Raw genomic sequence first — 12,989 nt, forward strand, 5'->3', positions numbered from 1 at the left:
CTGTAGGAGCGCGTCTGCAGCCGCAGCTCAATACCCCGGGCTATCGAAGTCGAGCTTCACTTCGAAATCCAGTGCCCGCTCCACCCCGGTCTCCAACCGCCCGTCGGCATGCAGGCGCAACCAGCGGTAGCCCGGCTGCTCCTCGCTCACCTGGAAATCCTCGCTGCGCGCAGCGAACTGGATACAGGTCGACGGCGTAGCCAGCAGGCGCAGGCCGTCGCGCACTTCATCCCATTCCTGATGCACATGCCCCCACAGCAGCGCCCGCACCTGTGGATAACCCTCGACGATATCGAACAGCGCCTGGGCATTGCGCAAGCCGATCGGCGCAATCCAGGCACAGCCGATATCCACCGGCTGATGGTGGAAGCACACCAGGCAATGCCGTTCACCCGCCTCTCGCAAGGCCGCTTCCAGCACTGCCAGCTGGTCATCCTCCAGCAGCCCGTGCGTTGCCCCGGGGACGGCCGTATTGAGCATGACGATGCGCCACGCACCGATATCGGTCACAGCCTGTACCAGCTCCGGCGCCACTTGCGCCATGACTCGGGCCTCGTCATGGTTGCCAGGCAACCAGCGGGTGGGCACGGCAAACGGCGCGGTCAGCTCACGGAACGCTTCATAGGATGCCACACTGGCGTCCTGGGACAGGTCGCCAGTGCACAGCAGCAGGTCGACAAGCGGCTGCTCCCGCCGCACCTGTGCCACTACATGGCGCAGGCTGTCACGGGTATTGAGGCCCAGCATGCTGCCGGCCGGGTCGGCGAACAGATGGGCATCGGTCAGTTGCACCACATGCACGAGGCGCGATTGGTCTGTCTGAGGCAACGGCCGTCTCCTGGAACGGATTCAGCGCGAATTATGGCTGCACAACGGGTGCGAGCAAACACCCACGAACGACCTGCGTCACACTTCAGCGAACGCTCGCCAGTTCGTGACCACAAGCCAGGCAGTGGCTCAGCCATTCACCGAGGAACAAGTTGAGCTGGGCCTTTTCGTCCGGCTGGTGCATGGCCTCGTTCGGATACGGGTAGATGCTGCGCAGGCGCCGGGTGTGTTCGGCACTGACCACTTCGGCCATGCGCGCATCGTGGTACACCTGCACTTCCAGGTGCGGCACCGGCAACCAAGGCAGGCTGTGCTCCTGGCGCACGTGCAGGGTGGTGGTGTACGGGCAGGCCAGCACCACGTCGAGTACCAGCACACCGAGCATCTGATCGCCCTGGGTCATGCCGATGCGGCGCGAGCTTTGGGTGGTGCGCATGTCTGGCAACAGGCGCATCAGCCGGGCGTAGTTGGCCTCGCAGGCTGCCTGCAGCCCGACCAGGTCGACCCGATAACGCTCGCGCAGCAGGTTCACTTCCACATACCTCGTACTTCATCACGGTTCAGCGCCAGCCATTGCAGGCCGATGATGGTCGCCGCGTTGCAGATGCGCCCGTCGCGCACCGCCTGCATGGCATCCTCGAACGACCACACGCGCACGCGAATGTCTTCGCCCTCTTCTTCCAGGCCATGCAGGCCGCCCGCCCCTTCGCTGCTGCAGCGTCCGAGAAACAGATGAACGTATTCGTCACTGCCGCCGGGCGACGGGAAGTAACGGGTCATCGGCCACAGGGCGCTGAAAGCCAGGCCGGCCTCTTCTTCGGCTTCGCGATGGGCGACTTCCTCGGGTTGCTCGTCCTTGTCGATAAGCCCGGCCACCATCTCGATCAGCCAAGGGTTGTCGACCTTGTCCAGCGCCCCCACACGGAACTGCTCGATCAGCATCACTTCATCGCGCAACGGGTCGTACGGCAGCACGCACACCGCATCATGGCGCACGAACAGTTCGCGGCTGATCTCGCGGCCCATGCCCCCGGCAAACAATTCGTGGCGCAGGCGTAGCTTGTCGAGCTTGTAAAAGCCCTGGAAGCAGTTGGCCCGCTCGATGATTTCGAAGCCCTTGGGCACTGAGTTCAACGCGTCTGACATGGAAATCCTCATTACCTCGAATACCGCATCGCGCCATCCTACTCTGCACGCCTGCCGGTTTCATCCCTTTCCGGCAACCGTTCGCGCACTCGGGACAGCGCGCCTTGTCTCTGTTAGCTTAGTGGCGAACTGAAGGCCGCGCAGACGGTCAAAGGCCGACTTTTCCCTGTTCTGCAAGGATCCTCATGACACTTGTCAAACTGACGTCCGTGGCTGTGCTGGCCCTGGCCCTGGGTGCCTGCCAAAGCCTGTTCACGCCCAACTACCGGGCGCCGCTCGAGGTCAAGCGTGATGCCTGGGAGCATGTCAAACCCGGCTGCAGTGAAAGCGACTGCCCGCTGGTGAACATCGACATGATCCACTTCCCGGCGTTGCCCAAGCTTGATGGCATCGTCGAGAAACGCCTGCTGCAACTGACCGAAGACAACCAGCGCGGCAACGCACCGGCCACACTGCAAGCCTACGAGCAGCAGTACCTGGCCAGTGCCGATAAGCGCAACAGCAGCTACCTGCAGGCCAAGGTACGCGAGCAGCATGACGGACTGGTGATCATCGAACTGTCCAGCTACCTGGACAGCGGCGGCGCCCACGGCATGCCCGGGCGTGGTTTCATCAACTATTCGCGCAAGCTGGACAAGGTGCTGACCCTGCAGGACATGCTGGTGCCTGGCCAGGAAGACACCTTCTGGAAAACCGTCGAGGAATCACACCGCGCCTGGCTGATCAGCGTAGGCATGGACAAGGACGCCGAGTTCATCAAGACCTGGCCGTTCAAGCAGTCGCCGCACATCGCCCTGACGTACGGCGCGGTGCTGGTCAAGTACGAGGTCTACTCCATCGCGCCCTACTCCATGGGCCACGTGGAGTTGAAGATCCCGTACCCACGCCTGAATGGCGTGCTCAAGCCCGAGCTGTTTCCCGGCCGCGGCTGAAGCTCAACAGCCCGTGCAGTAGCCCTGCCAGCAGCAATGCCGGCAGGGTCGCACCCAGGTCGGGCGCTTGCGCGGCGATCAGATGGTACGCGGCAACGCCCACCGCCCAGGCCAGCAGTGCCTGCCAATGCAAGCCATGCACCTGTGCTGGCAAGCGGCGGCGACGGATCACGTAATGGTCCATCAATACCACACCGAACAGCGGTGCAAACACCGAGCCGATCAGCAGCAGGAAATTCTCGTACTGTGCCAGTGGCGCCAGCAGGGCGATCAGCGTGCACAGCACGCCAATGGCCAGCGCCAGGTGCTCGACCTTCAGGCGCACCAGCACACCGGTGGAAACGGCCGCCGAATGAATGTCGGCAAAAGCCTTTTCCGACTCGTCCAGCAGAATCAGCAGCAGTGGAATGCCCATGCCGGCGCCCGCCAAGGCCAGCAGCAGGGCGTTGGCTTCGCCACTGCCGGCGAAGGCCAAGGTGTAGCCCACGCCCAGGCTCATCAGCCAGGTGTTGCCGATGAAGTAGCCCACCACCGTACCGCCGAATACATGTTTGCCGTTACGGGCAAAACGCGAATAGTCGGCGATCAGCGGCAACCAGGACAGCGGCATGGCGATGGCGATATCGAAGCCCACGGCCAGCGACATCGAACCGTCACCGGCACGGTTCCACAGTACGGCCAGGTCGGCCTTGGCGAACAGGTTCCAGGTCAGCCACAGGCAAGCGCCCAGCAGCAGCCAGATGCCCCAGGTGCGCAGCACCTTGCGCACGAACGCCAGCGGCCCACCGACCGCGAGCAAGGTGGCCAGGGCGCCGAAGCACAGGGTCCAGAGCACAGGGCTGTTCCAGGCGCTGGCTTCGCCGAACACCCGCGCGCCCAGAAGGCTGGCGGCATCGCGCATCACGATGATCTCGAACGCGCCCCAGCCCACCAGTTGCAGCAGGTTGAGCAGCGCCGGCAAGCGCGCGCCGTGGCCCCCCAGGCTCAGCTTGAGCGTGCCCATGGCCGACAGGCCGGTATCGCTGCCAATGACACCGGCAGCCCCCAGCAACAGCACACCCACACCGGTGCCCAGAGCGATGGCCAGCACTGCGCCGGCAAGGCCCAGGCCAGGGGCGAGCATGGCGCCGACCTGCAGCACCATCAGGCCGATGCCGAGGGAGAACCATAGCGAGAACAGGTCGCGGGCGCCGAAGATACGCTGGGCGATTGGGACCGGGTGGTCGGGGGAGAATTGGCTGGGTGATGTCATGGTTGGCGCTCGCCGGCAATGTTGTTGGTGTTCCTGGCGAGGACTGCGTCCTCGTATCGCGACACAGGCCGCTCCCACAAAAACCGCGCTGGCCTCAAGCCTTGCGCAGTACCTGTGGGAGCGGCCTTGCGTCGCGAAAGGGCCGCAAAGCGGCCCCAGCGGTCTTAGACTTTGTGATACAGCTGGCTACCTTCCTGGCGGAACCGCTCGGCCTGCTCACGCATGCCTTGTTCGACCGTCACATCCACGGTTTCGATCTTGGCAGCGTATTCACGCACTTCCTGGGTAATCTTCATCGAGCAGAACTTCGGCCCGCACATCGAGCAGAAGTGCGCAACCTTGGCCGATTCCTTCGGCAGGGTCTCGTCGTGGTAGGCACGGGCAGTGTCCGGGTCCAGGCCGAGGTTGAACTGGTCTTCCCAACGGAACTCGAAGCGTGCCTTGGACAAGGCGTTGTCACGAATCTGCGCACCCGGGTGGCCCTTGGCAAGGTCGGCGGCATGAGCGGCGATCTTGTAGGTGATGATGCCGGTCTTCACGTCATCCTTGTTTGGCAGGCCCAGGTGCTCCTTGGGCGTGACGTAGCAGAGCATGGCGCAACCGAACCAGCCGATCATCGCCGCACCAATGCCCGAGGTGATGTGGTCGTAGCCAGGAGCGATATCGGTGGTCAGCGGGCCGAGGGTGTAGAACGGCGCCTCGTCGCAGCACTCCAGCTGCTTGTCCATGTTTTCCTTGATCAGCTGCATCGGCACGTGGCCCGGGCCTTCGATCATGCACTGAACATCGTGCTTCCAGGCGATCTTGGTCAGCTCGCCGAGGGTTTCCAGCTCACCGAACTGCGCGGCATCGTTGGCGTCGGCAATCGAGCCGGGACGCAGGCCGTCGCCCAGCGAGAAGCTGACGTCGTAGGCCTTCATGATTTCGCAGATTTCGTCGAAGTGGGTGTACAGGAAGTTTTCCTTGTGGTGCGCCAGGCACCACTTGGCCATGATCGAGCCACCACGGCTGACGATACCGGTGACGCGCTTGGCAGTCAGCGGTACATAACGCAGCAGCACACCAGCGTGGATGGTGAAGTAGTCCACGCCCTGCTCGGCCTGCTCGATCAGGGTGTCGCGGAACAGCTCCCAGGTCAGGTCTTCGGCCACGCCGTTGACCTTTTCCAGGGCCTGGTAGATCGGCACGGTACCAATCGGCACCGGCGAGTTGCGGATGATCCACTCACGGGTTTCGTGAATGTGCTTGCCGGTGGACAGGTCCATGACCGTGTCCGAACCCCAGCGGATACCCCAGGTCAGCTTGGCCACTTCTTCCTCGATAGAGGAACCCAGGGCGCTGTTGCCGATGTTGCCGTTGATCTTCACCAGGAAGTTGCGGCCGATGATCATCGGTTCCAATTCCGGGTGGTTGATGTTGGCCGGGATGATCGCGCGACCACGGGCGATTTCCTGGCGAACGAACTCGGGGGTGATTTCTTTCGGGATGTTGGCCCCAAAGCTGTGACCGGCGTGCTGCTCGTCGAGCAGGCCGGCGGCGCGCGCCTCTTGCAGCTTCATGTTTTCGCGAATGGCCACGTATTCCATCTCGGCGGTGATGATGCCCTGACGGGCATAGTGCATCTGCGAGACGTTGGCGCCGGCCTTGGCACGGCGCGGGTTGCGCACGTGGGCGAAACGCAGCTTGGCCAGTTCGGCATCGTTCAGGCGCTGCTGGCCGAAGTGCGAGCTCAGGCCGGGCAGGCGCTCGGTGTCACCGCGTGCTTCGATCCACGCCGAACGCACATCGGCCAGGCCCTTGCGCACATCGATGACAACGTTGGGGTCGGTGTACGGGCCGGAAGTGTCGTAGACCAGCACAGGGGCATTGGACTCGCCACCGAAATCGGTCGGGGTGTCGTCCAGGCTGATTTCACGCATGGGCACGCGGATGTCCGGGCGCGAGCCTTCGACATACACCTTGCGCGAACGCGGGAACGGTTGCACGGACTGCTGATCGACTTGTGCCGATTCGCTGAGGTTGATCGCTTTTTCTTGTTTGGTCATCACAGGCTCTCCAGACGGCTTCCTAGCAGTGGAATGTCGGGGTGAACCTGAAAGGCGCGGACGCACCCTTGATGGGTGCAGTGCCGGATATGAGGGTGCCTGAAGCTGCATGCAGCTGTGACATTCCCGGACCTGGCACAAGAGGCTCCCCGGGAAGGCGAGCAATCTTGTTCCCTACGCAGGCGCTAACCTGATCAGGTTCAACGGGATCCGCAACTTTGCGATCTCAGCCTTTGCTTCAAGGCACCCCGACAAGAACATGCGCAGTCTAGACTGGAGTGGTCGGCAAAGCCAAGCGGGTAAATACGCGGATGATGAAAGGCACTCGAGCGATTGTTGCCGGGGGCGCATGGCACTACACTGGCCCGTCGATCGATACTCAACAGTTCAGTAATTAAATTTCGTACAAGGATTGCCTCTATGCTGCGCAAACTCTCACTGGCGATAGCCGTGTCTTGTGCGTCCACCGGAGTGGTCTGGGCAGCGGACGTGCCCCAAACAGTCAAGACCGACCTGGTCAGCGTCTACCAGGAAGCGGTCGACAATAACGCTGACCTGGCTGCAGCCCGCGCCGATTACGGCGCCCGCCGTGAAGTGGTACCACAGGCTCGCGCCGGGTTGCTGCCTAACCTTTCGGCCGGTGCCGAAATGCTGAACACCCGCACCAAGCTGGACGAACCATCGGCCACCAGCAACCGCAGCGGCAATACCTGGAGTGCGACCTTGGCGCAACCTATCTTCCGCGCTGACCGCTGGTTCCAGTTGCAGGCGGCCGAGGCGGTCAACGAACAGGCGGCGCTGGAGCTGTCGGCGACCGAGCAGAACCTGATCCTGCAAACCGCGCAGAATTACTTCGCCGTGCTCCGTGCCCAGGACAACCTGGCCGCGACCAAGGCCGAGGAAGCTGCCTTCAAGCGCCAGCTGGACCAGTCCAACGAACGATTCGACGTCGGCCTCTCCGACAAGACCGACGTGCTGCAATCCCAGGCCAGCTACGACACGGCGCGGGCCAACCGGATCATTGCCGAGCGCCAGGTACAGGATGCCTTCGAGGCCCTGGTAACCCTGACCAACCGGGAATACACGTCGATTCAAGGCGTGGTCCATACCTTGCCGGTGCAGGTCCCTACACCCAACGACGCCAAGGCCTGGGTCGAAACCGCCGGGCGCCAGAACCTCAACCTGCTGGCCACCAACCACGCGGTCGTCGCTGCCGAGGAAACCCTGCGCCAGCGCAAGGCCGGCCATGCGCCGACCCTGGACGCGGTTGCCAAGTATCAGAAGGGTGACAACGACAACTTCGGTTTCACCAACCCCGCACCGGCCCCCGTTTCGCGCTATAGCGGCGACGTCGAGCAGACCAGCATCGGCCTGCAGTTGAACATCCCGATCTACAGCGGCGGCCTGACCAGTTCGCAGGTGCGCGAGGCCTACCAGCGCCTGAGCCAGAGCGAACAGCAGCGTGAAAGCCTGCGCCGCCAGGTGGTGGAAAACACCCGCAACCTGCACCGCGCGGTAAACACCGACGTGGAACAGGTGCAGGCGCGCAAGCAGTCGATCATCTCCAACCAGAGCGCGCTGGAAGCCACCGAGATCGGCTACCAGGTGGGTACCCGCAATATCGTCGACGTGCTTGACGCCCAACGTCAGCTGTACACCTCGGTGCGCGACTACAACAACAGCCGCTATGACTACATCCTCGACAACCTGAGCCTGAAGCAGGCGGCCGGCACCTTGAGCCCGCAGGACCTGCAGGACCTCAAGCGGTACCTGAAGCCGGACTACAACCCGGACAAGGACTTCCTGCCGCCGGACCTGGCGGCTGCAGCGGCAAAGAACTTCGAGCGTCGCCCCTGAAAGTGCTGGACCAAGGCGAGCGCGGGCGCTGTAGGAGCGGCCTTGTGTCGCGAAAGGGCCGCAGAGCGGCCCCAGGGAATCAGCAGTGATGCACAGATTGCTGGGGCCGCCCTGCGGCCCTTTCGCGACACAAGGCCGCTCCTACAAGGACCGCACCAATGCTGACATCTTTAGAACTCAGCTGATGAGTTTGCCCAACCCATCGAGCAACCGCTGCAAAGCTCCTTGATTGGCCCGCATCACCGCCCTGCCCGCTTCGCCAATGCGCTGTGCATCCTGCGGCAATTCGACCAACCGCCGCACCGCTTCGGCCAGCCCGTCGGCATCGTCCACCTGCTGCAGCGCCCCTGCCTCGCGCAGCATCGCGCTGATTTCGAGGAAGTTGAACACATGCGGCCCCATCAGCACCGGCAAGGCCAGCGCCGCGGGCTCAAGCGGGTTGTGCCCGCCGGTCGCCACCAGGCTGCCGCCGACGAAGGCAATGTCGGCCAGGGCATAGAGGAACAGCAGTTCGCCCATGGTATCGCCGAGCAAGACGCGAGTCTGTGCATCGACCGGCGTGCCGGCAGAGCGGCGCACGGTGGTGAACTGTTCGCTGCACAGCGTATGCACCGCAGCGAATCGCTCGGGGTGGCGCGGCACCAGAATCAGCAGGGCATCACCATGCACCTGCAACAATTGCCGATGTGCCTGCAGGATCAACGCATCTTCACCTTCGTGGGTGCTGGCGGCGATCCACACCGGGCGCTGTGCAGCCCCCCACTGTTCACGCAATGCCCTGGCACGCGGCAACAGTTGATCATCGATCTTCAGGTCGAACTTGATCGAACCGGTGACCTGCACGCACTCCGGACGCGCGCCCAGGTCACGAAAACGCTGAGCCTCGGTTTCGGTCTGCACGGCAATCAGACTCATCTCGGCCAGCATCGGCCGGGTCAGCCCGGCAAAACGCCCATAGCCACGAGCCGAGCGCTCAGACAAGCGTGCGTTGGCCAGCGCTACCGGAATGCCACGCTTCGCACACTGGTGGATGTGGTTGGGCCACAGCTCGGTTTCCATGATGATGCCCAGCTTCGGCTGCACATGGTCGAGAAAGCGCCCTGCCGTCCAGGGCAGGTCGTAGGGCAGGTAGCAATGTTGCACGCGCGGTTCGTCGGCGAACATGGCGCGAATGCGCTCGGAACCGGTCGGGGTCATGCAGGTAAGCGTAATCGGCAATTCCGGGTAGGCCTTGAGCAAGGCACGCACCATCGGCGCCGCCGCAATGCTCTCGCCCACCGATACCGCGTGCACCCAGATGCCGCCGCGGCGCATGGCCGGCAGGCTGAAGCCAAAGCGCTCGCCAATGCGTTGACCATAGGCCGGTGCCTTGCGCGCGCGTAGATACAGGCGCAGCGCAACCAGCGGCAGGCCCAGGTGAAACAACAAGGTATAGAGAGTTCTGTTCATGGCCGCGGAGTTTACCCGATCGCGCGCAGGTGCACCGCAAAGCGCTCGGCCAGCCACTGCGCGGCAGGCCCCAGTGGCTCGTCGCGGCGCCAGGCCAGCTCCACCACCAAGGCCGGTGGCCGCCACTCGCTGTCCAGTTCGACCATGTGCGCCTGATAGGTCGGGTACTGCACCACGTGTCGCGGCAGCCAGGCCCAGCCCAGGCCGCGCATCAGCAGTTCGGCCATGGCATAGAAGCTGTCGGCGCGCCATACCTGCGGGCTGATCGCTTCGCCGCCTGGGTAGCCGCTTTGCTGCGGGGCAATCAGCAATTGACGGTGGCGCGCCAGCTGCTGCCGGGTAACCCGGCCTTCGCCGGCGAGCGGGTGGCCGACCGCGCACACGGTGACCATTTCCACACTGCCCAGGGCGCGCCGCTCCAGCGAGGCCGGGATGCTCTCGTGGTGGAAGAACAGGCCAAGATCGGCGCGCCGCTCCACCAGCTTGCGCGCCACATCGCCCTGGGCACCGCTGGCCAGCTGCACCTCCAGAAACGGGTAGCGGCTGGCCAGCTCGTCGAGGCTGTCGATGACCGGCTGGTAGGGCATGGCTTCGTCCTGGGCGACCCGCAACAAGGCCTCCTGCCCGCGCATCAGCGCCAACGCACGGCCATCCAGCCGCTCGCACTGGCGCAACAGTTCACGGGCATCTTCCAGCAGGGCGCTGCCGTTCTCGGTCAGCTTGGGTTGCCGGCCGCTGCTGCGCTCGAACAAGGTGACCCCCAGGTCGGTTTCGAGCAGGGCGATCGCGCTGCTGATCGCCGACTGGGCCTTGCGCTGTTCGCGGGCCACGGCAGAGAACGAGCGCAGCTCCGCAACGCGCAGGAAGGTACGTAGCTGTTCAAGATTCCACTGCTCGGCCATCGACCTATCTCCCCTGGTGATAGGTAATGACTTTACCCCATCCAGGCAACGTCTAGAATGCCCGACCAGTTACCGGAGGAACCCGCCATGAATGCCTACACCTACCTCGCCATCGCCATCTGCGCCGAAGTCATCGCCACCGCTTCCATGAAAGCGGTGAAAGGCTTGAGCACGCCCTTGCCGTTGCTGCTGATGGTGGTTGGCTATGGCATTGCTTTCTGGATGCTGACCTTGGTTGTGCGCAGCATTCCGGTGGGGATCGCCTATGCCATCTGGTCGGGGCTGGGTATTGTGCTGATCAGTGTGGCGGCGTTGGTGATCTATGGGCAGAAGCTGGATGTTCCGGCGATGCTGGGCATGGCCATGATTGTGGGTGGAGTGGTGGTGATTCAGCTGTTTTCGAAAACGGCTGGGCATTGAGGCAGCCCGTACGGGCCTCATCGCCGGCAAGCGAGCTCTCACAGAGTGAATACAGGCCGCTGGGTCAATGCCATCCTGTGGGAGCTGGCTTGCCGGCGATAGGGCCATCACAGGTATACCCTGTATACTTGCCAGCTGTCCCAGTCTTCGAGGTACCGCCATGCCATCCGCCATTTCCACTGACGTGCTGATCGTTGGCGCCGGAGTCGCAGGCCTCTGGCTCAATGCCCGCCTGCGCCGGCTGGGCTACTCGACAGTACTGGTGGAACGCGCCAGCCTTGGCGGCGAGCAGACCATCAAGTCCCAAGGCATCATCCATGGCGGCACCAAGTACGCCCTGCACGGTGCCCTGACCGGCGCCTCGGAAGCCATCGCCGACATGCCGCGACGCTGGCGCGAAGCCCTGAGCGGCAGCGGCGAGCTGGATCTCACCCGCACTCGCCTGCTGTCCGACGCTCACTACCTGTGGTCACCAGGCACCCTGGCCGGCAACCTCACCAGCTTCTTCGCCAGCAAGGCCGTGCGCGGCCGGGTCGACCAGGTGAAGGGTGAGCAACTGCCACCGGCGCTGCAGGACCGCGCCTTCAAGGGCAAGGTCTATCGCCTGGCCGAACTGGTAATCGATGTACCCAGCCTGCTGGCCAACCTGGCCGAACTGGCAGGCGACAGCCTGCTGGCTGGTGAGCGCATCGAGCCACTGCGCGAGGGCGCCGACCTGGTCGGCCTGCGCGTCGACGAGCGCGACATCCGCGCCCAGCGCATCGTGCTCAGCGCCGGCGCCGGCACCGAAGAGCTGCTGCATGCCCTGGGCCTTAACCAGCCAGCCATGCAGACACGCCCGCTGCACATGGTGATGGCCAAGGGTGCCAACCTGAAACCGCTTTACGCCCATTGCCTGGGTGGCGGGCCAAAGCCCCGGGTGACGGTTACCACCCACCCGGCCGCCGATGGCCAGTGGGTCTGGTACCTGGGCGGCGACCTGGCCGAGGCCGATGGCGTTGCCCGCGAACCGGCTGCGCAAATTGCCGCGGCACAGAAAGAAATCGCCAGCCTGCTGCCATGGGTCGACCAGAGCCAGGTGCGCTGGGCCACCCTGCGGGTCAACCGTGCGGAACCGGCGCAATCGGGCCTGGTCCGCCCGGACAACGCCTTCCTCGCCGACCAGCAGCGCCTGCTGGTCGGCTGGCCGACCAAGCTGGCCCTGGCACCGGACTTCAGCGACCGGGTCATCAGCCACCTGGAGCGCGACGGTATCCGCCCACAGGCGCAAGCCGACCTGGCCGACCTGCCACGCCCACCGCTGGGCGTACCGGCCTGGGAGCAACTGCTGCCATGAGCCTACCAACCCTGCACGACTTCCATCGCCCCTTGGGCAGCACCGGCCTCAAGGTTTCGCCGCTGGGCCTGGGCACGGTCAAGCTGGGGCGCGACCAGGGCGTGAAGTACCCCACCGGCTTCACCATCCCCGGCGATGACGAAGCCCGCCTGCTGCTGGCCCAGGCCCGCGAGCTGGGTATCAACCTGATCGACACCGCCCCGGCCTACGGCCGCAGCGAAGAGCGCTTGGGCCCGCTGCTGCGCGGCCAGCGCGATGAATGGGTGATCGTCAGCAAGGTTGGCGAAGAATTCGAAAATGGCCAATCGCACTTCGATTTCAGCGCCGCCCACACCCGCCGTTCGGTAGAGCGCAGCCTGCGGCGCCTGGAAACCGACCGCATCGAGCTGGTGCTGGTGCATTCCGACGGCAACGACCTGGCCATCCTCGAACAGCAGGAGGTCTACCAGACCCTTGCCGAGCTCAAGCAGGAGGGCAAGATCCTCGGCTTCGGCCTTTCCGGCAAGACCGTCGCCGGCGGCCTGAAAGCGCTGGAGCAAGGCGATTGCGCCATGGTCACCTACAACCTCAACGAACAGGCAGAACGCCCAGTGCTGGACTACGCTGCCGAACACGGCAAGGCCATCCTGGTGAAGAAGGCCCTGGCCAGCGGGCATATCTGTCTGGCCCCGGGCGTTGACCCGGTGCAGGCCAGCTTCGAGCTGCTGTTCGCCCACCCGGGCGTCAGCAGTGCTATCGTCGGCACCATCAATCCGTTGCACCTGGCCCACAACGTGGCCACCGTCGCCCGTATTCTGGGCCAGCATTGAGTTGCCCCAGGCC

At 64.1% G+C, this 12,989-nt stretch carries 12 protein-coding genes and 1 riboswitch; of the genes, 5 read left to right on the top strand and 7 right to left on the bottom strand.

The window, feature by feature from the left end; all coding sequences use genetic code 11:
* Positions 1-27: 27 nt before the first annotated feature.
* The 3 genes from cpdA to V3314_RS01220 form a co-directional block, all read right to left on the bottom strand.
* A complete protein-coding gene (gene cpdA, locus V3314_RS01210) occupies positions 28-828 on the bottom strand; it encodes a 3',5'-cyclic-AMP phosphodiesterase (RefSeq protein WP_080958393.1) in 801 nt (266 codons plus the stop codon).
* An 85-nt stretch (positions 829-913) separates the two neighbouring features.
* Complete coding sequence (locus V3314_RS01215) at positions 914-1,366, bottom strand: DUF1249 domain-containing protein (RefSeq protein WP_016501905.1); 453 nt, start codon at positions 1,364-1,366, stop codon at positions 914-916.
* Complete coding sequence (locus V3314_RS01220) at positions 1,357-1,974, bottom strand: NUDIX domain-containing protein (protein ID WP_338459839.1); 618 nt, start codon at positions 1,972-1,974, stop codon at positions 1,357-1,359. Before V3314_RS01220 ends, V3314_RS01215 begins: the two co-directional genes overlap by 10 nt.
* A gap of 185 nt (positions 1,975-2,159) precedes the next feature.
* Between V3314_RS01220 and V3314_RS01225 the strand changes: the two genes are divergently transcribed.
* The gene (locus V3314_RS01225; protein WP_338459840.1) at positions 2,160-2,906 is read left to right on the top strand and encodes an RsiV family protein; all 747 of its coding nucleotides are present in this window, start codon (positions 2,160-2,162) and stop codon (positions 2,904-2,906) included.
* Here V3314_RS01225 and cytX read toward each other — a convergent pair.
* Entirely contained in the window at positions 2,875-4,158 is a 1,284-nt protein-coding gene (gene cytX / locus V3314_RS01230; RefSeq protein WP_046613358.1) for a putative hydroxymethylpyrimidine transporter CytX, read from the bottom strand. The two genes, V3314_RS01225 and cytX, sit on opposite strands and share 32 nt — an antisense overlap.
* Positions 4,159-4,322: 164 nt before the next feature.
* The gene (thiC, locus tag V3314_RS01235) at positions 4,323-6,203 is read right to left on the bottom strand and encodes a phosphomethylpyrimidine synthase ThiC (RefSeq protein ID WP_108480760.1); all 1,881 of its coding nucleotides are present in this window, start codon (positions 6,201-6,203) and stop codon (positions 4,323-4,325) included.
* A 154-nt stretch (positions 6,204-6,357) separates the two neighbouring features.
* Positions 6,358-6,464, bottom strand: a riboswitch (TPP riboswitch).
* Between the two features lie 159 nt (positions 6,465-6,623).
* On the opposite strand from thiC, the gene V3314_RS01240 reads away from it, so the two are divergent.
* Positions 6,624-8,060, top strand: coding sequence for a TolC family outer membrane protein (locus tag V3314_RS01240; protein ID WP_196182431.1), 1,437 nt, complete (start codon positions 6,624-6,626; stop codon positions 8,058-8,060).
* Positions 8,061-8,237: 177 nt separating this feature from the next.
* Here V3314_RS01240 and waaA read toward each other — a convergent pair whose 3' ends face one another.
* Positions 8,238-9,509: a lipid IV(A) 3-deoxy-D-manno-octulosonic acid transferase gene (gene waaA, locus V3314_RS01245; protein ID WP_046613362.1), complete on the bottom strand. Its 1,272-nt coding sequence runs from the start codon at positions 9,507-9,509 to the stop codon at positions 8,238-8,240.
* Positions 9,510-9,520: 11 nt separating this feature from the next.
* Positions 9,521-10,411, bottom strand: a complete 891-nt coding sequence (locus V3314_RS01250; RefSeq protein ID WP_025340850.1) for a LysR family transcriptional regulator — start codon at positions 10,409-10,411, stop codon at positions 9,521-9,523.
* A gap of 87 nt (positions 10,412-10,498) precedes the next feature.
* Here V3314_RS01250 and V3314_RS01255 point away from each other — a divergent pair, with 87 nt between their 5' ends.
* The 3 genes from V3314_RS01255 to V3314_RS01265 all read left to right on the top strand — a co-directional run bounded on the left by V3314_RS01255 (position 10,499) and on the right by V3314_RS01265 (position 12,976).
* Positions 10,499-10,831 carry a multidrug efflux SMR transporter gene (locus V3314_RS01255; RefSeq protein WP_008095055.1) on the top strand — a complete coding sequence of 111 codons (333 nt, stop codon included), beginning with the start codon at positions 10,499-10,501 and terminating at the stop codon, positions 10,829-10,831.
* Positions 10,832-10,991: 160 nt separating this feature from the next.
* The gene (locus tag V3314_RS01260) at positions 10,992-12,167 is read left to right on the top strand and encodes an FAD-dependent oxidoreductase (protein WP_046613364.1); all 1,176 of its coding nucleotides are present in this window, start codon (positions 10,992-10,994) and stop codon (positions 12,165-12,167) included.
* Entirely contained in the window at positions 12,164-12,976 is an 813-nt protein-coding gene (locus V3314_RS01265) for an aldo/keto reductase (RefSeq protein ID WP_046613365.1), read from the top strand. The genes V3314_RS01260 and V3314_RS01265 overlap by 4 nt, the downstream gene beginning before the upstream one ends.
* Positions 12,977-12,989: the final 13 nt, after the last annotated feature.

Origin of the sequence: Pseudomonas sp. TE3-3-F2023 (assembly GCF_036784815.1) — a bacterium.
GTDB classification, from domain to species: Bacteria; Pseudomonadota; Gammaproteobacteria; order Pseudomonadales; family Pseudomonadaceae; genus Aquipseudomonas; species Aquipseudomonas pudica.